19 protein-coding genes are annotated in these 20,899 nt (G+C 71.7%); 4 read left to right on the top strand and 15 right to left on the bottom strand.

All coding sequences use genetic code 11. The features are described from left to right. Window positions 1-80: 80 nt before the first annotated feature. The gene (locus ACFYW9_RS00815; RefSeq protein ID WP_389142916.1) at window positions 81-524 is read left to right on the top strand and encodes an ATP-binding protein; all 444 of its coding nucleotides are present in this window, start codon (window positions 81-83) and stop codon (window positions 522-524) included. A 126-nt stretch (window positions 525-650) separates the two neighbouring features. Here ACFYW9_RS00815 and ACFYW9_RS00810 read toward each other — a convergent pair whose 3' ends face one another. Further along, complete coding sequence (locus ACFYW9_RS00810; protein ID WP_389142913.1) at window positions 651-1,769, bottom strand: bifunctional succinyldiaminopimelate transaminase/glutamate-prephenate aminotransferase; 1,119 nt, start codon at window positions 1,767-1,769, stop codon at window positions 651-653. Between the two features lie 181 nt (window positions 1,770-1,950). Beyond that, the gene (gene fdxA, locus ACFYW9_RS00805; RefSeq protein ID WP_030573070.1) at window positions 1,951-2,271 is read right to left on the bottom strand and encodes a ferredoxin; all 321 of its coding nucleotides are present in this window, start codon (window positions 2,269-2,271) and stop codon (window positions 1,951-1,953) included. Window positions 2,272-2,412: 141 nt separating this feature from the next. Between fdxA and ACFYW9_RS00800 the strand changes: the two genes are divergently transcribed. Together ACFYW9_RS00800 and ACFYW9_RS00795 are read left to right on the top strand one after the other, a co-directional pair. Further along, the gene (locus ACFYW9_RS00800) at window positions 2,413-3,567 is read left to right on the top strand and encodes a GNAT family N-acetyltransferase (protein ID WP_389142909.1); all 1,155 of its coding nucleotides are present in this window, start codon (window positions 2,413-2,415) and stop codon (window positions 3,565-3,567) included. Window positions 3,568-3,584: 17 nt separating this feature from the next. After that, window positions 3,585-4,436 carry a SirB1 family protein gene (locus tag ACFYW9_RS00795; RefSeq protein ID WP_389142906.1) on the top strand — a complete coding sequence of 284 codons (852 nt, stop codon included), beginning with the start codon at window positions 3,585-3,587 and terminating at the stop codon, window positions 4,434-4,436. A gap of 21 nt (window positions 4,437-4,457) precedes the next feature. On the opposite strand, the gene ACFYW9_RS00790 is transcribed toward ACFYW9_RS00795, so the two are convergent. The 8 genes from ACFYW9_RS00790 to ACFYW9_RS00755 form a co-directional block, all read right to left on the bottom strand. Beyond that, complete coding sequence (locus tag ACFYW9_RS00790) at window positions 4,458-5,072, bottom strand: response regulator transcription factor (protein WP_328448571.1); 615 nt, start codon at window positions 5,070-5,072, stop codon at window positions 4,458-4,460. Then, on the bottom strand, window positions 5,069-6,292 hold the full coding sequence (locus ACFYW9_RS00785; RefSeq protein WP_389143552.1) for a sensor histidine kinase: 1,224 nt from the start codon (window positions 6,290-6,292) through the stop codon (window positions 5,069-5,071). Before ACFYW9_RS00785 ends, ACFYW9_RS00790 begins: the two co-directional genes overlap by 4 nt. Before the next feature lie 5 nt (window positions 6,293-6,297). After that, window positions 6,298-7,038: an ABC transporter permease gene (locus ACFYW9_RS00780; RefSeq protein WP_389142902.1), complete on the bottom strand. Its 741-nt coding sequence runs from the start codon at window positions 7,036-7,038 to the stop codon at window positions 6,298-6,300. Then, window positions 7,035-8,033 (bottom strand): ABC transporter ATP-binding protein, encoded by a 999-nt coding sequence (locus tag ACFYW9_RS00775; protein WP_389142899.1) that lies wholly within the window; start codon window positions 8,031-8,033, stop codon window positions 7,035-7,037. The genes ACFYW9_RS00780 and ACFYW9_RS00775 overlap by 4 nt, the downstream gene beginning before the upstream one ends. A 251-nt stretch (window positions 8,034-8,284) precedes the next feature. Then, entirely contained in the window at window positions 8,285-10,465 is a 2,181-nt protein-coding gene (locus tag ACFYW9_RS00770; RefSeq protein WP_389142896.1) for a hypothetical protein, read from the bottom strand. 160 nt (window positions 10,466-10,625) lie between these two features. Further along, entirely contained in the window at window positions 10,626-11,051 is a 426-nt protein-coding gene (locus ACFYW9_RS00765) for a DUF6113 family protein (protein WP_389142893.1), read from the bottom strand. Window positions 11,052-11,103: 52 nt separating this feature from the next. After that, window positions 11,104-12,006 (bottom strand): N-acetyl-1-D-myo-inositol-2-amino-2-deoxy-alpha-D-glucopyranoside deacetylase, encoded by a 903-nt coding sequence (mshB, locus tag ACFYW9_RS00760; protein ID WP_389142889.1) that lies wholly within the window; start codon window positions 12,004-12,006, stop codon window positions 11,104-11,106. A gap of 230 nt (window positions 12,007-12,236) precedes the next feature. Then, window positions 12,237-12,431: a hypothetical protein gene (locus ACFYW9_RS00755; protein ID WP_037620693.1), complete on the bottom strand. Its 195-nt coding sequence runs from the start codon at window positions 12,429-12,431 to the stop codon at window positions 12,237-12,239. Window positions 12,432-12,617: 186 nt separating this feature from the next. On the opposite strand from ACFYW9_RS00755, the gene ACFYW9_RS00750 reads away from it, so the two are divergent. Next, window positions 12,618-14,747: a prolyl oligopeptidase family serine peptidase gene (locus ACFYW9_RS00750; RefSeq protein ID WP_389142886.1), complete on the top strand. Its 2,130-nt coding sequence runs from the start codon at window positions 12,618-12,620 to the stop codon at window positions 14,745-14,747. Window positions 14,748-14,905: 158 nt separating this feature from the next. Here ACFYW9_RS00750 and ACFYW9_RS00745 read toward each other — a convergent pair whose 3' ends face one another. Genes ACFYW9_RS00745 through ACFYW9_RS00725 form a run of 5 tightly spaced genes read right to left on the bottom strand, consistent with a single transcriptional unit; the run spans window position 14,906 to window position 20,558 of the window. Continuing rightward, entirely contained in the window at window positions 14,906-15,967 is a 1,062-nt protein-coding gene (locus ACFYW9_RS00745; protein ID WP_389142883.1) for an ABC transporter ATP-binding protein, read from the bottom strand. Next, on the bottom strand, window positions 15,948-16,934 hold the full coding sequence (locus tag ACFYW9_RS00740) for an ABC transporter ATP-binding protein (RefSeq protein ID WP_389142880.1): 987 nt from the start codon (window positions 16,932-16,934) through the stop codon (window positions 15,948-15,950). The genes ACFYW9_RS00745 and ACFYW9_RS00740 overlap by 20 nt, the downstream gene beginning before the upstream one ends. A gap of 5 nt (window positions 16,935-16,939) precedes the next feature. Continuing rightward, window positions 16,940-17,962: an ABC transporter permease gene (locus tag ACFYW9_RS00735; RefSeq protein WP_389142877.1), complete on the bottom strand. Its 1,023-nt coding sequence runs from the start codon at window positions 17,960-17,962 to the stop codon at window positions 16,940-16,942. Continuing rightward, window positions 17,955-18,878, bottom strand: coding sequence for an ABC transporter permease (locus ACFYW9_RS00730; protein WP_389142874.1), 924 nt, complete (start codon window positions 18,876-18,878; stop codon window positions 17,955-17,957). Before ACFYW9_RS00730 ends, ACFYW9_RS00735 begins: the two co-directional genes overlap by 8 nt. 54 nt (window positions 18,879-18,932) lie before the next feature. Beyond that, window positions 18,933-20,558 carry an ABC transporter substrate-binding protein gene (locus ACFYW9_RS00725; protein WP_389142871.1) on the bottom strand — a complete coding sequence of 542 codons (1,626 nt, stop codon included), beginning with the start codon at window positions 20,556-20,558 and terminating at the stop codon, window positions 18,933-18,935. Window positions 20,559-20,899: the final 341 nt, after the last annotated feature.

The following is a 20,899-nucleotide window of genomic DNA, read 5'->3' as shown; positions in this document are numbered from 1 at the left end:
ACGCGGTCCGCCGGCAGCCGGCCGGCCGACCGCCGGGCAGAACAGGACACTTCCCCGTTCTCTTCCGTCTAAGGAGCACCATGTCCCTCCCCCTGACCCGCCGGATCGCCCGTGTCGTGCTGCTCGTAGCGGCCGGAGCGGCGCCCGTGGTCGGCGCGGCCGGCTCCGCCTGCGCGGCGCCCGGCCTGCCGGCCGCACCCGCCCTCGGCGGGCTGACCGCCCTGGACGGCGCGAACGTCGGCCACACGCTCGGCGGAGCGACGCAGAACGTCCCCGCGATCGCCGGCACGTCCGGCGGCGCCGCGGTCGAGAAGGCCCTGCCGTCCGCGGCCAGGACCGGCGCCAAGGCCGCCAAGAAGGCCGCGCCCGCCGTGCAGAAGATGGCCGGGAGCGCGGCCGGCCAGGCCGGGGGCCTCGTCGGTGACACCGCGGAGACGGCTTCCGGCGGCCTGCCGACGAACGCCGTGACCACGGGCGGCGTACCGACCGGACAGCTTCCGGTGAGGGGCCTGCCGGTGGGCTAGGGCCTGGAGTCGGTCAGGGCCTGGCGTCGGGCCACGGCCTGGCGTCGGGATCGTTCCGTACGGCGACGGGGGTCCGGGGAAGCGAGTTCCCCGGACCCCCGTCGCCGTAGCCGTAGCCGTACGGCCCTACCAGGGCCTGTCGGACAGGCCCTGGCGCAGGCGTTCCACCGCGGCCGCCACACGCTCGTCCGAGGCGGTGAGGGCCACGCGGACGAACTTCTCGCCCGCCTCGCCGTAGAAGTCGCCGGGGGCCACCAGGATGCCCAGGTCGGCCAGGTGGGCCACCGTGGACCAGCAGGACTCGTCCCGGGTGGCCCAGAGGTAGAGGCTCGCCTCGCTGTGCTCGATGCGGAATCCGTGGTCCAGGAGGGCGTCGCGCAGGGCGGTGCGGCGGGCCGCGTAGCGCTCGCGCTGTTCGTGGACGTGCGTGTCGTCCGAGAGCGCGGCGACCACGGCGGCCTGGGTCGGCGCGGAGGTCATCATGCCGCCGTGCTTGCGGATCGCGAGGAGTTCGCCGAGCACGGCGGGGTCGCCCGCGAGGAACGCGGCGCGGTAACCGGCCAGGTTCGAGCGCTTGGACAGCGAGTGGACCGAGACGATCCCCTCGTAGGAGCCGCCGCACACCTCGGGGTGCAGGACCGAGACCGGGTCGGCCTCCCAGCCCAGCTCGATGTAGCACTCGTCGGAGAAGACGAGGACGCCGTGCTCGCGGGCCCAGGCGACGATCCGGGTGAGGTCACCGGCGGACAGGACCTTGCCGGTCGGGTTCGACGGGGAGTTCAGCCACAGCAGCCTCAGGCCCGCCGGGTCCAGCTCCGTCGGGTCGTCGTAGACCACGTGCTCCGCCCGCGCGAGCCGCGCGCCGACCTCGTACGTCGGGTACGCGAGGCGGGGGTACGCGACCTTGTCGCCGGGGCCGAGACCGAGCTGGGTCGGCAGCCAGGCGACCAGTTCCTTGGAGCCGACGATCGGCAGGACGTGCCGGTGGGTGACGTCCCGCGCGCCGAGCCGTCGCTCCACCCAGCCCGTGAGCGCGTCCCGCAGCTCGGGCGTGCCCCACACCGTCGGATAGCCGGGCGAGTCCGCGGCCGCGACCAGAGCCTTCTGGATCAGCTCGGGCACCGGGTCGACCGGGGTGCCGACGGACAGGTCGACGATGCCGCCCGGGTGAGCTGCGGCGGTCGCCTTGTAGGGCTCCAGCTTGTCCCAGGGGAAGACGGGAAGCCGGTCGGAGACTGCGGACACGGGATCAGGCTCACTTTCTCGTACGTACGGCCGGTACACGCGGGTACGGGCTGCCGCGCGGGCGCCGCGCGGGCCGGCGGCGCAAACGCCTCGGCCCCGTACGGCGACCGGAACGATCAGGCCGTACGGGACCGAGGCGGCGCTCGTCCAGCTGCCGCCGGGAGGGCACCCGGCGGACCGCTTACTGGTTCTGCGGCGGCAGCGCTGCGATGAAGGCGTGGTCGCGTTCGATCAGACCGAGCTTGCTGGCGCCGCCGGGCGAGCCGAGCTCGTCGAAGAACTCGACGTTCGCCTTGTAGTAGTCCTTCCACTCCTCCGGAGTGTCGTCCTCGTAGAAGATCGCCTCGACCGGGCACACCGGCTCACAGGCTCCACAGTCGACGCATTCGTCCGGGTGGATGTACAAGGACCGCGAGCCCTCGTAGATGCAGTCGACCGGGCACTCCTCGATGCACGCCTTGTCCTTGACGTCGACACAAGGCTGCGCGATGACGTAGGTCACGCTGTCGTTCCTCCTCGATAGGGCGCTGGCGGGCCTGTCGTAGGCTCCGCCGCCTGGCGCGCGGGAGCGCGGCGTAGTCGATGCCCGCCCCTAGTATCTCCGTTCTTGGGTCCGATCCGAACAGGAGGGGTGAACTGACCTGTGGAATTCTCTGCCGCCGGCCGCCTGGAGGTCCGCGTCACCGCTGCTGACGTGGGCAAACGTGTCTCGGTTCGACGCCTGACCGACGATGGAGACACGGTGGAGAAGTTCACCGATACGGTCGGTGTTCTCACATCATGGGACGACGGTGTGCTGCTGATCACACGGCGGACCGGGGAACGTGTCCGGATCGCGGAGTCCTCCCTGGTCGCGGCCAAGGTCGTGCCGTCCGCCCCGGCACGGCGGCGCGGCCCCGCGGCGTCCTACGAGGAGCTGGCGCGCGTCGCCGCGCGGGCCTGGCCGCCGGTGGAGAGCGAGCGGCTCGGCGGCTGGGAGCTGCGGGCGGCCGGCGGGTTCACCCGGCGCGCCAACTCCGTGCTGCCGCTGGCCGACCCGGGCGTGCCGCTCGACCGGGCGCTCGCGTACGTACGGGACTGGTACGCGGCCCGTGACCTGCCCGCCTTCGTCCAGACCGCCACCGGCGCCGAGGGCACCCAGGAGCTGCTGTGCGCGGAGCTGGAGGCGCGCGGCTGGACCCGTGAGGTGACCGCCGAGCTGTGGACCGGCCCGCTCGCGCCGGTCGCGGACCGGGAGGCGCCCGGGGTGACGCTCTCCCGCACGGCCGACGAGGCGTGGCTTCGCCGCTACCAGCGCAAGGGCGTCGCCGACGTGGCCCTGAAGGTGCTGGGCGGCGGCCCCTCGGTGTGGTTCGCGACGGTGCCCGGCGCGGGGGACGCGGCTCCGGCGGCGATCGGACGGTGCGTGGTGGACGGGCGCTGGGCCGGCTTCGCCGCCGTGGAGGTCGCTCCGGACCAGCGCCGCCGCGGCCTGGCCACCGCCGTCATGGCCGCGCTGGCCGGCCGGGCCCTGGAGGAGGGTGCCTCGGCGGCCTGGCTCCAGGTGGAGGCCGACAACACCGGGGCGCGGGAGCTGTACGCCCGGATGGGCTTCGGCCCGCATCACGCGTACCACCACTACCGGTGGGTGTCCTCCCCCGTCACGGACGCCGGGCCGGACACGGGCACGGCGCCCGCCCCCGCGGCCGACGCCCCCGCGGCCGACGCCCCGGCGGTGGGCGGCACGGCGGCGGGCGGCACGGCGGACCGTGTGTCCGGCGACGCCGGTCCGGGTGCCGAGCCGTATCGATCGACGTGACGGGGCACGAACCGGCTATGCGTTCCCCCCAGCCACCGCGGCCGGAACGAGCCGACGAGGTACGGCGGCGGTTCGCCGACGAGGCGCGGGCCGAGCGGCCCGATCTGGCCGAGCTGTGTCTGCTGGTGGGCGCCGCGGCCGACGGGACACTGGACGACGCCGGGATGGACGCGGCGCAGATCCTGCTGGACGAGCTGGCGGGCCGGCTGCCCTTCCGTCCGGGCGGCCCCCGGTCCTGGGCCACCACCCTCGCCGACCTCCTCGGCGGGCGCCTGGGGTACCGGGGCTCACCGGGCGACTACCAGCGGCTGGAGTCCTCCCTGCTGCACGCGGTGCTGCGCCGGCGGCGCGGGCTGCCCATCCTGCTCTCGGTGGTGTGGATGGAGGTCGCGCGGCGGGCCGGGGCGCCGGTCTACGGGGTCGCGCTGCCCGGTCACTTCGTGGTGGGCTTCGGACCGCCCGAGGAGCAGGTGCTCGCCGACCCCTTCGACGGCGGGCGCGTCCTGACCGGCTCCGACGCGCAGCTCCTCGTCGCGGGCGCGACCGGCGCCCCGCTCGAACCGTCGATGCTCGCCCCCGCCGACCCGCTCGACGTCGTCCTGCGCGTCCTGAACAACATCCGGGCCTGGGCCGCCGCCCGGCCCGAACGCTCCGACGTGGCCCTGTGGTCGGTGGAGCTGTCCCTGCTGCTGCCCTCGCACCCGGCGCGGCTGCGCTACGAGCGGGCCCAACTCCTGGTCCAGCGGGGAGACTTCCTGACCGGGGCCGCCGAACTCGACGCCTACGCGGACGTGGTGGCGGCGGTCGACGAACCGGCCGCGTCCCGGGTCCGCCAACAGGCCCACGCGGCACGGGCGATGCTCAACTGAGGCATCCGCGGGCCGTACAGCTCACAGCCAGCCCTTCTCCCGTGCGATCCGTACCGCCTCCGCCCGGTTGCGTACCGCGAGTTTCTGGATCGCGGTCGAGAGGTAGTTGCGGACCGTGCCCTGGGAGAGGTGGAGGGCCTTGGCCAGTTCGGCGTTGGTGGAGCCGTCGGCGGCGGCGCGGAGGACCTCGCGTTCGCGGTCGGTCAGGGGGTTGGCGCCCTCGGCGAGCGCGGCCGCCGCCAGGGTGGGGTCGATGACCCGCTCGCCGGCCAGCACCTTGCGTACGGCCGCGGCGAGTTGGGCGGCCGGGGCGTCCTTGACCAGGAAGGCGTCGGCGCCGGACTCCATGGCGCTGCGCAGATATCCGGGGCGGCCGAAGGTGGTGAGGACGATCAGCTTGATGCCCGGGAGCTCCTTGTGGACCTCGGCCGCCGCCTCTATGCCGGTCATGCCCGGCATCTCGATGTCGAGGAGCGCCACGTCCACGTCGTGGGCGCGGGCCGCCGCCAGGACCTCGTCGCCGCGGGCCACCTGGGCGACCACCTCGATGTCCGGCTCCAGTCCCAGCAGGGCGGCCAGCGCTTCGCGGACCATCGACTGGTCCTCGGCGAGCAGGACCTTGATCGTGCGGCTCATGCACCGGATCCTACGGGGTCCTCCGACGCGCCCACAGAGGCCCGGCTGCCCTCCAGAGGCGCCCGTGCCACCAGCCGGAATCCGTGCCGGACCCGGCCCGCCTCCAGCGATCCGCCCGCCTTCTCCAGGCGTTCGGTCAGTCCCGTCAGACCGTTGCCGGGAGCGGTGGCGGAGGAGCCGCCCGAGCCGTCGTCCTCCACCGAGAGTTCGAGCACGGGACCGTCCAGGGTCTGGCGCCGGACGAGTTCCACGGTGCAGCGCCGGGCGCCGCTGTGCCGTACGACGTTGGTGACCGCCTCGCGCAGCGCCCAGGCCAGCGCGGACTCGGTCTCCTCGGGAACTCCGTCGAGGGCGGGTTCGGCCGGAAGGTCGGCGACCACGTCGGCGGCGGTCAACGCGACCTGGGCACCGGCGAGTTCACCGGCCAGCCGGGGCCGACGGTAGCCGGTGACCGCCTCGCGCACGTCGACCAGGGCCTGGCGGCTGACCTGTTCGATGTCGGCGACCTGCTGGGCCGCCTTGTCGGGGTGGTCGGGGAGCATCCGCCCGGCGAGTTCGCTCTTCAGCGTGATCAGCGAGAGCGAGTGGCCGAGCAGGTCGTGCAGGTCCCGGGCGAGCCGCAGCCGCTCCTCGTTCGCGGCGAGCTGGGCGACGGTGGCCCGTGCCTTGCGCAGCTCGATCGTCGTGCGCACGAGCTGCCGTACACCGGTCATGGCGAAGCCGATCAGCACGACGAGCAGGACCAGGTTGCGCGCGTCCTCCTCGCCGCCGTGCAGGCCGACCAGGAGCATCACGACGGCGGTCAGCGGGATCGTCCAGTAGGAGACGCGCACCGGGAGCGTCGTCCCGCAGGCGACCGAGACGTACACGAACAGGCCGAGCCAGGGCGCGCCGAGCGTCAGGCACAGGACGACGGCCAGCGCGCCGAGCGCGAGCACCATGAGCGTGACGGCCAGGGTGCCCGTGAAGGCCTTGCCCATGTGCCGGAAGACCAGCGTCAGATAGACGGCGACGAAGGCCGCGAGGCCCACCCAGCCGGCCGCGGTGGCCGCGGGTGTGTGGGCGCCGGAGGCGAGGTCGTGGACCGGTGAGCCGAGGAACACCAGCCAGATGACGATCCACACCGACTTGCGCAGGGCCTCGCGGAGGTTGCGCGGGGACTCCCCCATCCTCACGATCCGGTCCGTGCGGGCTCCGTCGGGCAGCGGGTCTTCCGTCATGGCGTTCACGCCTTCAGCGTGTCCTTCCGGTACAGCCAGGCCGCGCCGCCCGCGAAGAGGACGAAGGAGACGGCGAGGATGGCGATGTCCTTCGCGTGCGGGGCGTTCCCCAGTTCGATGGCCTGCCCCAGGGCAGCGTACGCGTGGGTGGGGAGCCATTTGGCTATGTTCTGGAGCCAGTCGGGGAAGGTCGTCGTGGGCATCCACAGGCCGCCGAGCATCGACAGACCGAAGTAGACGATCATCGTGATCGGCCGGACCGCGTCCCCGCTGGCGAGGTAGCCGATGGCGACGCCGAGCGCGGCGAAGACCAGGCTGCCGGCCCAGATCACGCCGGTGAGCGCGAACCACTGCCAGGTGTCCAGGCGTACGTCCTTCACCGCCGCGGCGACCACGAAGACGATCACGATCGACGGCAGGCTGATCACGGCGGCGCCGGCCGTCTTGGCGAACACGTAGCCGCGGCCGGGCAGCGGGGTGAGCCGCAGCTGCCGTACCCAGCCGCTCTCCCGCTCCTTGGCGATGCGCTCGCTGTTGCCCATGAGGACGGCGGTCAGGGCGCCGAAGGAGGCCATGGAGACCATGAAGAAGGTCGGCAGGGTCAGGCCGGTGCCTTCCACCTTCGTGGTGCTGTCGGCGCTGCCCGCGATCAGCAGGAACAGGGCCGAGGGGTAGATGACCGAGAAGAACAGGAACTTGCGGTTGCGCAGGGCGCGGGTGATCTCCAGCTTGATGAGACTGTTCACTTGGACGCGGCCTCCTCGGCGACGGTGCGGGCGGCGTCCTCGGCCGCTCCGCGGGTGGCCTCCTCGGCCTCGGTGATGGCGACGAATGCCTGCTCCAGACCGAGCCCGGCGACTTCGAGGTTGCGGGGGTAGACGCCGAGCCCGTACAGCGCGTGGACGGTGGCGTCCGCGTCGGAGGACTGGATGCGGACGGTCTGCCCGGACCTCGCGGCGGAGCCGCTTTTGGACACCGTGACCGAGGTGAGGAAGGGCAGCGCGCGCAGCGGGGCCTCGTCGATCACTCCCTCCAGGTCGAAGGAGACGCGGCGTGCTCCGGCCCTGGCCTTGATCTCGGCGGCGGTGCCGTCGGCCAGCAGCCGTCCGCGGTGCAGGACGAGCACGCGGTCCGCGATGGCGTCGGCCTCCTCCAGGTAGTGCGTGGCGAACAGGACCGTACGGCCCCGGTCTGCCTGCTCGCGCATGGTGGCCCAGAAGGCCTGCCGGGCGGAGACGTCCATGCCGGTGGTGGGCTCGTCGAGGACGATCAGGTCGCTGTCGCCGGCCGTGGCGAGGGCGAAGCGGACGCGCTGCGCCTGTCCTCCGGAGAGCTTGTTGACCTTGCGGTCGGCGATCTGGGTGATGCCCGCCCGGGCGAGGACCTCGCTCGCGCGGTACGGCCTCGGGTGCAGGTCGCAGGCGAGCTTGACCAGTTCACCGACGGTGACCTCGTCCATCAGGCCGCCGCTCTGGAGCATGGCGCCCACCCGGCCGGCGACGATCGCCTCGCGCGGGCCGGTGCCGAACACCCGGACCGTGCCGCTGTCGGCGTTCTTGAGGCCGAGCAGCAGTTCCAGCGTGGTCGACTTGCCCGCGCCGTTGGGGCCCAGCAGGGCGACGGTCTCGCCCGGGTGGAGTTCGAGTGTCAGCCCGTCCACGGCCCGGACGGTCCCGTAGCTCTTGGTCACCGATTCGAACCGGACCACCGACGGGGTGGTGGTCGCCGCAGTCGTTGTCATGCCGTCCATCGTGGTGGAGGGCGGGGTGCGCGCGGCAGTGTGGTGTGTCCTGGACGGCGGATGACAGATGTCATGCGACGGCCCGAACCACTGTCACGCCGGCCGCCCCGGACGGGACCGGGCGGGCCGCCCAGGACGACTGTCGTGGTCGGCGGCCGCGGACGGCTCTCGGGTCGGCCGCCCCGGACGACGCGAGGGCGCCCGGCCGGTGGAGTTCCGGTCGGGCGCCCTCTGCACGCCTGCTACACCCGTCAGCTGGGGTTGGTGGAGATGGTGATGACGCGGGCGGCGGCCGTCTTCCCGACGAGCGCCCTGCCGACGGCCGAGGCCACGTCCTGCGGGGTCACGGCCTTCTGGCTGCCGTCGCCCCTGGTGATCGTCACACCGTCGAAGGCGTGGCCGTACAGCTCCTCGAGCGCCTTGAGGTCGTAGTGCTCGACGAGCTTGCCCTGGACCGGCCGGACGCTCAGGAACTTCCAGATGGACTTCTGCGGGCTGAAGGAGACGGTGTGGGCCGCGTCCGTCTGGACGGTGATGTTCGCGGACATGGCGACGTTCGCGAACGTCGACATCTTCCGGTCCACCTCGGCCTTGCTGACCGTCGGCTGACGGGTCGTGGTGGCGACCTTCACCGGCGTGGCCGTGCCGCTCTCCACCTGGGCGCGGTACGCGTCCTGGACGGCCTGGAGCGAGGGTCCGACGTCGATGCCCCTGCCGGCCTTGCCGTAGACCGGGACGGCCTTGCCGGCCTGGAACTTGATCGTGCCGTCGCTCGCCGAACCCGAGCCGCTCGCGGCGCGCTCCAGAGCGGCCTGGAGCTTCTCCTTGTCGACGGGCATCACGGGCTCCACCACGCGTCCCTGGCCGAACAGCGAGCCGATCACCGAGATCGGGTTGTAGTCGCTGCCCGCGGCGGCGCGGACGGTGGCCTGGCTGTCCAGCTGGAGTCCGGCCTGGTCGGGCTTGAGCCGGACCGTGTCGCCGTCGACGGACAGCGTGAGCGGCTTGGTGGTCCGCGGGCCGAGGGCGTCGTCGAGCTTCTGGACGGCGTCGTCGCGGGTGCCGCCGCCGATGTCGACGCCGAGCACCGTGGTGCCCTTGGGCACGTCCGAGTGGTTCATGAGCAGGCCGGCTCCGTAGGCGCCGCCGGCGAGGACCACGACCAGGGCCACGAGGAGGGCCGGCTTGTTGCGGCCCTTCTTCTTCGCCGGCTTCGACGGGGCGGACGGCTGACGGACCGGCTCGGGGAGCTTCGGCGGGGTGTACGCGCGGGGGCCGTTGTCGGGCTCCCCGTCGTACGCGAAGTTCTGGCTGGGCGACACGACGGGCATACCGCTGGTCAGGGTGTGCCCGGAGACGTTCTCCGCGGGGGCGCCGTAGGCACCGGGTCCCGGGTCGGGTGCCGGCTTCTGCGGGGTGAGGATCGCGGTGTCGTCGCTGAGACCGCCGCTCAGGCCGCCGCCGGTGTACCCCGTGCCCGTGTTCCGGTTGCCGGGGGCCGGACCGGACCGCGCGGCCAGGCTGCCGGGGGCCGCGCCCGCACCGCCCGGAGGGCGCAGCGGGCCGTCGCCGGTGGCGGGACCGCCGGTCGGACCGGACGGGCCGCCACGGCCCGAGCGGCCGGGCTCGGAGAAGTACGGCAGGTCGTCGCGGCGCGGTTCGCCGGACCCCGCGGACGCGCCGGGCGTTCCGGACCCGCCGGGCGAGCCGATGGCCGGGAAGGAGCCGGTGTCGCGCAGCGCCCCGGAGACGTCGAAGGAGCCCGTGCCGCCGCCGTGACCGGGGGCCACGGGTCCGGCGCCGGTGGCCCCGGGGAGCGCGGCACCGTTCGCACCGCCGGGCCGGACGCCACCGGTGATGCCCAGGGGACCGGCGCCGGTGGACGGCGCCGGACGTCCCGCGCCCGAAGGGCCCGCGGAGGGCGCGGCGCCGGCGGGAGCCGAACCGCCCGGCAGGCCCGCACCGTTGGCCGAGCCGCCGCCCGTCGCGCCCTTGGGGGGCGCGCCGGCCTTGCGGGGCGCGAACCACTCGCTCGTCTTCTCCTCGGCCGGCGCGGGCTGGTCCACGGGCGCGGGGGCGGACGGGGCGGGGGTGGTGGCCGCCGTCGCGGGGGCGCCCGCGGGCGAACTCGTGCCCTGCGGCGCCGGTGTACCGGTTCCCGCGCCGTCGCCGCCCTCGGGCGAGGCGTCGGCGACGGGTGTGCGCACGACCACGGGCGGGATGGGCCGCGATCCGGGGATGTTGATCCGGATCCGTGTCGTCAGGGTTGTCTCGGTCTTGCGCTCCTCCGTCGGCTTGCCGGCGGCCGAACGGCCCGCGTCGGCACCGTTCTCGGAAGCCGCGGGCGTGCCGTACGGCGGCGTCCCCGACGGGTACGCGGCTCCACCGCGCCCGTTGGGCCCGGAGGACGAACTGTCAGTTTCACGACTCAAGGCAGGTTCTCCCGGTTGGCTCCGCCGCCCGTTTACTCGACCTCATCTCGGGCAGCTCGGCGGCGCGCACCACCATACTGGCCATGTCCGGCCCGCAAACCTCGCCCGGTGAGGAATCTCGCACGGGACCCGCACGGGACCGATACGGCGAACCGGTACGTCACTTGCCAACTCGGGCACGGGAAAGGCCTGGTTGCCGCCCCTGCCCGAGAGTGGCACACATCACAGCCAGGGCCATGCCTCCGAGCAGGAAGAGATACGAGACGACCCCCGCGCCGAAGAGGAAGTCCCCTTCCGGACGGCTGGCGGTGAGCAGGACGACGGCGACCATCCAGCCCGCCGCGGGGGCGACGGCTCCGGCCCGGGAGCCCGCCGCGCGCGCGCCGCCCAGGAAGAGTCCGGCGGCGCCCGCCAGGGCGAGCAGCAGCCCGAACGGGAACCAGCCCGGCTGCACCAGCGCCCCGGCGACGCCCACCACGGCACCGAGCAGAAAAAGCCCCAGATAGGCGGCGATCCGCCCGCCCGAGGGCCGTGTCAGCGGCTGGGCGAGCATGCTCGCCCCGCCGCGCTGTCCGTTCACGCTCATCGCGGATCCGTCCCTCGCCGGGTCGTCGTGGTCCTCGTCGTGCCCAGGCCGGTCACAGCTCGCTCCCCGGGGCGGTGCCGGTCCCCTCGAAGAGGTCCCTCTCGCGCGCCGCGGGCCGCGGGGCGCCGGCCAGTTCGTAGTACTCGGTGGTGAAGAGCGGCTGGGCCAGCTCGTTCGAGAGGACGAACCAGGGCCCGTCCACGGTGATCTGGGTGGCGTGCGCCCGCATCGCGGCGGCCTTGGCGGCGGCGTACGCGGAGCCGTCGATCTCGGTGGTGACGGTCGCCTCGTCGACCACGCCGGGCACGTCGTCGACGGCCGCCGTCCGGTCGAACGGCAGCTCGGGCAGGGCTTCCCGCAGGCGGGCGAACGCCTCCTCGGCCACCGGGCGCGGCACCCGGTTCCAGTAGGTCTTGGCGATCCGCCACGCGCCGCCGAGGTCGGGCCGGTGGGCGGGCTCCGCGGCCAGCTCGGCGGCACGCACGGCCACGCGATGGGCCTGGATGTGGTCGGGGTGCCCGTAGCCCCCGTCGGGGTCATAGGTCACGAGCACCTGGGGACGCACCTCGCGGATCACCTCCACGAGGTGGTCGGCGGCCTCGTCGACCTCCGCGGCCCAGAAGGCGCCGGGGCGGTGGTTCTGCTCGGCGCCCATCATCCCGGAGTCGCGGAACCGCCCGGCGCCGCCCAGGAAGCGGTGGTCGGCGACGCCCAGCTCCTTCATGGCGGCGCTCAGCTCACCGGTCCGGTAGGGGCCGAGTCCGCCCTCGCGGTCGGGGGCGAGATGGGCGAGTTCGGGCGGGATGACCTCGCCCTCCTCGCCGAGGGTGCAGGTCACCAGCGTCACCTGGGCGCCCTCGGCCGCGTAGCGGGCCATGGTCGCGCCGTTGTTGATCGACTCGTCGTCCGGGTGCGCGTGCACCAGGAGCAGACGCCGGTCGGGCAGTTCCGTCATGGGGCCAGCCTACGAGGCGCCGGTCCCCCGCCGGGCCGCCCGGAGGCCGTCCGCCGGGCCGCCTGCCGGACCTGGTCGCGCCGACCCGGACCGGCGGCCGCCGTGTGGCCCCGGAGGCCGCAGGACCGGCGTTCGGCGGCGCGGACGGACCGGTCCGTTTCGCGGAGGCCGGACGGGGAAGACGGGGAGCGCGGCCGGACGCTCCCCCCGCCCCACGGTCCCGGCGCGGATCAGAACTTGATGCTTCCGATCATGCCCGCGATGTTGGTGGTCAGATCGCTGATCGTGGGCGCGATGGTCGAGGAGGCGAGATAGAAGCCGAGCAGCATGCAGACGACCGCGTGCCCGCCTTTCAGTCCTGACTTCTTGATCAGAAGAAAGACGATGATCGCCAGCAGCACCACCGCCGAAATCGAGAGTGCCACGGCGGCTCACCTCCAAAGTTCCCAGGGACTTGGGGTCCGGTACGGGTTCGGACACGAGGGTCGGTCCAGCCTGACAGCGGCCAGCAGGTTCCTACCCACACAGCGCTAGTGATCATAACTATCCGTACGCGCGCATCGATCGGCGCACGGCCGCACAAGGGGGCGCATGGCCAATATGGTCGAGTCATGACGAACGAGCCTCTCTCCTTCCCGCGCCGGTACGCCCGCACCCAGCGGTTCACCTCCGGCGCGCCGCGCGCGTTCACCGTGTCCTCCGACGGTTCCCGCGTGGTGTTCCTGCGCTCCCCCTCCGGCACGGAGCGGGCGAACCAACTGTGGGTCCTCGACGTGCCGGAGGGCGGTGAGCGGGTGGTGGCCGACCCCGCGGCCCTGCTCGGCGGGGCGGTCGAGCACCTCTCCCCGGAGGAGCGGGCGCGTCGCGAGCGCAGCCGCGAGGGCGGCGCGGGCATCGTCGGGTACGCCACCGACGCAGCCGCCGAGTTGGCCTGTTTCACCTTGTCAGGGCGGCTGTTCACGGCCGAGCTGCGGGCCGGCACGACGCGCGAACTCCCGGTCCCCGGGCCGGTGATCGACCCGCGGCCCTCTCCGGACGGCACGCTCGTGGCGTACGTGTCCGGGGACGCGCTGCGGGTCGTCGGGGCCGAGGGCGAGGGCGACCGGGCCCTCGCGGAGCCGGAGCCGGCCACGGGCCCCGGCACGGTTTCCTATGGACTGGCCGAGTTCATCGCGGCCGAGGAGATGGGGCGTTCGCGCGGCTTCTGGTGGTCGCCCGAAGGGGACCGGCTGCTCGTCGCGCGGGTCGACGACACGCCCGTACAGCGCTGGTGGATCTCCGATCCGGCGCACCCGGAAACCGATCCGCAGCGGGTCGCCTATCCGGTGGCGGGCAGCGACAACGCCGAGGTGCGGCTCTTCGTGTTCGGGCTCGACGGGGTACGCACCGAGGTCTCCTGGGACCGGTCCCGCTACCCGTATCTGGCACATGCGCACTGGTCAGCCGCCGGTGCGCCGCTGCTCCTGGTGCAGGCGAGGGACCAGCGGAGCCAGCTCTTCCTGGCCGTGGACCCGGACACCGGGGCGACCCGGATGGTGCACGCGGATGAAGATCCAACTTGGCTGGATCTTTTCCCCGGAGTGCCGTGCTGGAGCCCCGGCGGACAGCTCGTGCGGATCGCCGACGAAGGCGGCGCGCGGGTCCTGGCCTTCGGCGAACGTCCGCTGACCGGAGCCCAGTTGCATGTCCGGGCGGTGCTCGACGTCTCGGCCGACGACATCCTGGTCGCGGCCTCGGCGGGCGAGGGTGCGAGTTCACCCGAAACGGGTGAAGTACATGTGTACCGGGTGAACGAACTCGGCCTGGAGCGCGTCTCGCAGGAGCCCGGCGTGCACTCGGCCGTGCGCGCCGGGGGCGTGACCGTCCTCGTGTCGTCGGTGCTCGACCAGCCGGGCACCCAGGTGCAGGTGCTGCGCGAGGGGAAGCGCCACGCGACCATCCCCTCTCATGCGGAAGATCCGGGTTTGTCCCCGCGCGTGACACTCACACAGGGGGGCGCACGGAAAATCCCATGCGCCGTGCTTATGCCTACCAACTACGACGGCGACAATCCCCTACCGGTCCTGCTGGACCCCTACGGCGGTCCGCACGGCCCCCGGGTGCTGGCCGCGCACAACGCCCACCTCACCTCGCAGTGGTTCGCCGACCAGGGCTTCGCGGTCGTCGTCGCCGACGGCCGCGGCACGCCGGGGCGCTCCCCCGCCTGGGAGAAGGCGATCCGCGACGACCTGACGCTCTCCCTCGACGACCAGGTGGAGGCGCTGCACGGACTGGCCGATCGGTTCCCGCTCGATCTGTCCCGGGTGGCGATCCGCGGCTGGTCGTACGGCGGCTGGCTCGCGGGACTCGCCGTGCTGCGCCGCCCCGACGTCTTCCACGCGGGCATCGCGGGCGCCCCGGTCACGGACTGGCGGCTGTACGACACGCACTACACGGAGCGCTACCTCGGCGACCCGGCGACGAACCCGGCGGCGTACGCGAAGAGTTCACTGGTCACCGACGAGGGACTCGCCGCGCCCGCCGGGACGCACCGGCCGCTGATGATCGTGCACGGCCTCGCGGACGACAACGTGGTGGTGGCGCACGCGCTGCGGCTCTCCTCGGCGCTGCTGGCCGCCGGCCGCCCGCACGAGGTGCTGCCGCTGTCGGGGGTCACGCACATGACCCCGCAGGAACAGGTCGCCGAGAACCTGCTGCTCCTCCAGGTGGACTTCCTCAAGCGCTCCCTCGGAATGGACTGACCCGCCGGAAAAGCAACGAGCCGGGGTGACATGGCGACACCCCGGCTCGTTCACGGCACCCGCACGGCCGTACGGTGTTCACCATGCCGCGTCCGTATATCGGTACCGCTTCCGTCAAGTTGCCTGCGTGTTAACGAAGTTCGCTCACATTTGTGGCGTTATGCCGGTCCACCGGACGGCTCCTCCGGAGGCACGACCCGCTTCTCCTCCGCGAAGTGACAGGCCGAGTCGTGGGCGGCCGGACCCTCGACGAGCCGGAACTCGGCCGGCACCGCGAGCAGCGGCACCTCCAGCGTGCAGCGCTCCTGCGCCTTCCAGCAGCGGGTGCGGAACCGGCAGCCGGACGGGACGTGCGCGGGCGAGGGCACGTCCCCGTGGAGGATGATCCGCTCCCGGTGCTCCCGGGCCTCCGGGTCCGGCACGGGCACCGCGGACAGCAGCGCCTGCGTGTAGGGGTGCGTCGGATGGTCGTAGATCTCGACGTCCCTGCCGGTCTCCACGATCCGCCCGAGGTACATCACCCCGACCCGGTCGGAGATGTGCCGCACGATCGACAGGTCGTGCGCGATGAAGACGTAGCTGAGCTCGAACTCGGCCTGGAGCCGGTCCAGCAGGTTGATCACCTGCGCCTGCACCGAGACGTCGAGCGCGGAGACCGGCTCGTCGGCGACGATGATCTCGGGCCGCAGCGCGAGGCCCCGCGCGATGCCGATGCGCTGGCGCTGGCCGCCGGAGAACTGGTGCGGATAGCGGTTGATGTACTCCGGGTTGAGGCCGACCACGTCCAGCAGGTCCTGGACCCTGCGCCGCCGGTCGCCCTTCGGCGCGACCTCGGGGTGGATGTCGTACGGCTCCCCGATGATGTCGCCGACGGTCATCCGCGGGTTGAGCGAGGTGTACGGGTCCTGGAACACCATCTGGATGTTGCGCCGTACGGCTTTGAGCGCCTTGCCGGACAGCTGGGTGATGTCCTCGCCCTTGTACTTGATCGCCCCCTCGGTGGGCCGCTCCAGGTTGACCAGCATCTTGGCGACCGTCGACTTGCCGCAGCCGGACTCGCCGACGATGCCGAGGGTCTCACCGCGGTCGAGGTGGAAGTCGACGCCGTCGACGGCCTTGACCGCCCCGATCTGCTTCTTGAACAGGATTCCCCGGGTGAGCGGAAAGTGCTTCACCAGTCCGCTGACCTCCAGCAGCGGCTCAGTCGCGGCTTGAGTCATCGAGGCACTCCCTCCAGAAGAAGCAGGCGCTCCCGCGGTCCGCGTCGACCTCCGCGAGCGGCGGCACCTCGGTGCGGCAGATGTCCTGGGCCATCGGGCAGCGCGGGTTGAAGGCGCAGCCCGGCGGGATGTGCATCAGGTTGGGCGGCAGCCCCTTGATGGCGTACAGCTCCTGGCCCTTCTGGTCGAGCCGGGGGATCGAGTCCAGGAGCCCCTTCGTGTAGGGGTGGGCGGGCGCCTTGTAGATGTCGTGGACCGGGGCCGTCTCGACGATCCGGCCCGCGTACATCACCGCGATCCTGTCGGCGACGTCCGCGACCACGCCGAGGTCGTGGGTGATGAGGATGAGCCCCATGTGGAGCTCGCGCTGGAGTTCGGCGAGCAGGTCCATGACCTGGGCCTGCACGGTGACGTCCAGCGCGGTGGTCGGCTCGTCGGCGATGATCAGGGCGGGCTCCAGCGCCAGCGCCATGGCGATCATGATGCGCTGGCGCATACCGCCGGAGAACTGGTGCGGATAGTCCCGCACGCGCTCGGCGGCGCCCGGGATGCGCACGTGCTCCATCAGTTCGATCGCCTTGGCGCGGGCTTCCTTGCGCTTCATCCCGCGGTGCACGATGAACATCTCGCCGAGCTGGTCGCCGACGCTGATCACGGGGTTCAGGGACGACAGCGCGTCCTGGAAGATCATCGCCATCTCGGCGCCGCGCACCTTGCGCCGTTCCTCCTCCTTGAACTTCAGCAGGTCCTTGCCCTGGAAGAGGATCTCGCCGCCGGTGATCTTCCCGGGCGGCATGTCGAGAATGCCCATCACGGCCTGGGCGGTCACCGACTTGCCGGAGCCGGACTCGCCGAGCACGGCGAGCGTCTCGCCCTCGTCGACGCTGTACGTGACCCCGTTGACGGCCTTGGCGACACCGTCCCGGGTCCTGAACTCCACCTGTAGATCGCGCACTTCGAGCAGCACGGCTCTCACCTCAGCTTCGGGTCGAGGGCGTCGCGCACCGCGTCGCCGAGCATGATGAACGCGAGCACGGTGATCGCGAGCGCGCCGGCCGGCCACAGCAGCATGTGCGGGGCCTGGCGGATGTACGCGGAGGCCGAGGAGATGTCGATGCCCCAGCTGACCGTCGGGGGCTTGAGACCGACCCCCAGGTACGACAGCGTCGCCTCCAGCGAGATGTACGTGCCGAGCGCGATGGTCGCGACGACGATCACCGGCGCGACCGCGTTCGGGGTGATGTGGCGCAGCATCATCCGGGAGTTGGAGGCGCCGAGCGCGCGGGCCGCGTGGACGTAGTCGTTCTCCTTGGTGGTGATCACCGAGCCGCGCGCGATACGCGAGACCTGGGGCCAGCCGAGCAGCACCATGAACCCGACGACCGGCCAGATCGTGTTGCTGGTCACCACGGAGAGAAGGACCAGACCGCCGAGCACGACGGGGATCGCGAAGAAGATGTCGGTGATCCGGGACAGGATCGAGTCGCCCATCCCGCCGTAGAAGCCGGCCAGCCCGCCCAGGAACGAGCCGAGGAGCGCGACCCCGAGCGTGGCGAGCACGCCGACGCTGATCGAGACGCGGGTCCCGTACACGGTCCGTGTGTAGACGTCGCAGCCCTGGCCGTCGTAGCCGAAGGGGTGTCCGGACTGCGAGCCCTGCTGCGCCTTGGAGAGGTCGCACTGGAGCGGGCTCTGGGAGGTGATCAGGGAGGGCCAGATCGAGATCACGACCAGGAAGAGGATGACGAGTCCGGAGATGATGAAGACGGGGTTGCGGCGCAGGTCCCGCCAGGCGTCGGACCACAGGGAGCGCGGCTTCTCCTTCGGCCCGGTGCCCTCCGGTCCTCCCGGCGTCTTCTCCAGGGTCTCCGCCTCGCTCGTCCCGAGGTCCATCGTGCCTCCGAAGCCGGTCGGGGCGATGGCGAGGTCCTCCGGCGGCGGACCCTCGGGACCGTGGTGGAATTCCTCTTCCTCGTACGGCGGCTGCTCAGGCATAGCGGATCCTCGGGTCGAGTACGGCGTACAGCAGGTCGACGAGCAGGTTGGCGACCATGAAGATGAGGACGAGGATGGTCACGAAGCCGACGACCGTCTGGGCGTTCTGGCGCACGACCCCCTGGTAGATCTGGTAGCCGACCCCGTGGATGTTGAAGATCCGCTCGGTGACGATCGCGCCGCCCATCAGCGCCCCGATGTCGGTGCCGATGAAGGTGACCACGGGGATCAGCGAGTTGCGCAGCAGGTGCCGCATGGTCACCCGGCGCCGCGGCAGGCCCTTGGCGACGGCCGTGCGGACGTAGTCGGACCGCTTGTTCTCCGCGATGGAGGTCCGGGTCAGCCGGGTCACGTAGGCGAGGGACACCGAGGCCAGCACCAGGCCGGGCACGATCAGCTCGCCGAAGGTGGCCTCCGCGGAGACCGACGGTTTGATCCAGCCCCATTTGACGCCGAGCACGAGCTGGGCCAGCAGACCGGTGACGAAGGTCGGCACGGAGATGACCACGAGGGTGAGCAGCAGGACGCCGGTGTCGACGGGCCGGCCGCGGCGCAGACCGGTGATGACGCCGAGCGTGATGCCGATGACGATCTCGAAGAAGATCGCGACGACCGTCAGCCGGATGGTGACCGGGAACGCCGAGGCCATCAGCTCGGTGACCGGCTGCCCGTTGAACGCGGTGCCGAAGTCGCCGGTGAAGATGTTCTTCAGGTACAGCCAGTACTGGAGGAGGACATTCTTGTCGAGGTTGAACTCCTTGCGCAGCTGGGCGGCCGTGGCGGGGTCGCACTGCCGGTCGCCGCACAGGCCCGCGATGGGGTCACCCATGACGTAGACCATCAGGAAGATCAACAGCGTGGCGCCGATGAAGACCGGGATCATCTGCAGCAGACGCCGGACGACGTACCGTCCCATGAGTGCTCCGGGGATAGAGGGGCGGACCGGTGCGAGCGGCCCGCCCCGGGCGGCTCAGTTGACGGTGATCTCGTTGTAGACGGGCACGCTGAACTGGTTCAGCGCCACGTTCGAGACCTTGTCCGAGTAGCCGGCGCTGCCGTTCTGGTACCAGAGCGGGATGGCGGCCATGTTGTCCCGCACGACCCCTTCGGCCTGCTGGAAGAGCTTGATGGCCTTGGTGGTGTCGGTCTCCGCGTTCGCCTGGTTGACGAGGCTGTCGAACTGCTTGTTGGACCACTGGCCGTCGTTGGAGGAGGCGTTGGTGTAGTACAGCGGCTGGAGGAAGTTCTGGATCAGCGGGTAGTCCATCTGCCAGCCGGCCCGGAACGGACCGGGCATCTTGTGCTGCCCGATCTGGTTGCGGAAGTCGGCGAACGTTCCGATCGGGTTGCCGACGCAGGCCTTGTCGTTGCCGAGGGCGTTGTTGATCGAGTTGCAGACGGCGTCGACCCACTCCTTGTGGGAGCCGGTGTCCGCGTTGTACGAGATCTTGACCTGGCCGCCGGGCAGGCCGCCGCCCTCCTGGACCAGCTTCTTGGCCTCGGACGGGTTGTAGTCGCAGGACTTGCCGCACAGGCCTTCCTGGAAGCCGCCCTTCTCGCCGAGCACCGGTGAGGTCCAGTCGCTCGCGGGCGTCCGCGTCTTCTGGAAGATGGTGTCGGTGATCTGCTGGCGGTTGATCGCCATGGACAGTCCCTGACGGACCTTGGTGGCGCCGCTGGTGTTCCACTTCGGGTCGTAGAACGGGAAGGCGATCGTCTGGATGATGCCGGCCGGGGTGTTGATGTACCGGCCGTTCAGGTCGCTCTTGGCGTTCTTGAGCTGGGCGGCGGGCACGTCGTCGACGAGGTCGAGGTTTCCGGCCAGGAGATCGTTGTAGGCGGTGTTGTTGTCCGTGTAGACCTTGAGGGTCACACCACCGTTCTTCGCCTTGTCGTCGCCCGGGTAGTCGTCCCACTTCACCAGGGCCATCTGTGAGCCCTTGGCGTAGGAGTCGATGGTGTACGGGCCGTTGCCGACGGGCTTCGAGACCCAGGCGGCGTGGTCGCTGAAGAACGACTTGGGCAGCGGCGAGAAGGCCGCGTAGCCGAGGGTGTCCGGGAACGTCGAGAACTTCTGGGTGAGCTTGACGGTGAACGTGTTCGTGCCGGTCACCTTGAGCCCGGACAGGGTGTCGGCGCTCTGGGTGCCCGTGTCGGGGTGCGTCTTGTCGTAGCCCTCGATGTACCCGAAGAAGTACGCGTTCTTCTGGTTGTTCTTCAGGCTGGCGCCGTAGTTCCAGGCGTCGACGAAGGACTGCGCGGTGACGGCTTCGCCGTTGCTGAACTTCCAGCCGTCCTTGACCGTGATCGTGAAGTTCTGCGAATCCGAGGTCTCGATCTTCTCGGCGAGCATGTCCTCGGCGGCGCCGGTCTCGGCGTTGTACCGCTTCAGCCCGCGGAAGATCATGTCGAGGACCTTGCCGCCCTGCACCTCATTGGTGTTGGCCGGTTCCAGCGGGTTCTGCGGGTCCCCCCAGGAGGCGCTGACCGTGCCGGAGCCGCTGCTGCTTCCGTCCCCTCCGCCCCCGCAGGCGGACGCCGCGAGGGCTACCGCCACCGCGCATGCGGCCCATTTGGCGTGCGTGGCTCCACGCATGGTGTGCCTCCTCAAGAGTGCGCTGTGCCGCCGGCGCCGGGGTCGGACGTACGGCTCCGGTGCGGTGTGGCTTTAGGGCCCAATATCTGCCCATATGGTGCACATCGCACATTTACCCCACCCTTCCGAGTGGCCCGGCACCCGAAGGCACGCGTCCGCCGCGCGGGCTCGTGCCCCCCACGGGTCCAGGTGGCCCCTCGTGACCCCTTCCCGTCCGTGCGGAGGGGAAGGGGTCACGAGGGGGCCGCCCGGCGCGCTCGCTCCGTCCAGGGGCCCGAGGCGGGCTCCTCCGCGGCCCGGCCGCCGCCCGTCTCACCCGTGCGGCGGAATCCGAGGCGGAG

This window comes from Streptomyces sp. NPDC002698 (genome assembly GCF_042888945.1).
Classification (GTDB): domain Bacteria; phylum Actinomycetota; class Actinomycetes; order Streptomycetales; family Streptomycetaceae; genus Streptomyces.
Note: the sequence above shows the minus strand (reverse complement) of the source record. Positions and strands in the feature narration are given on the sequence as shown.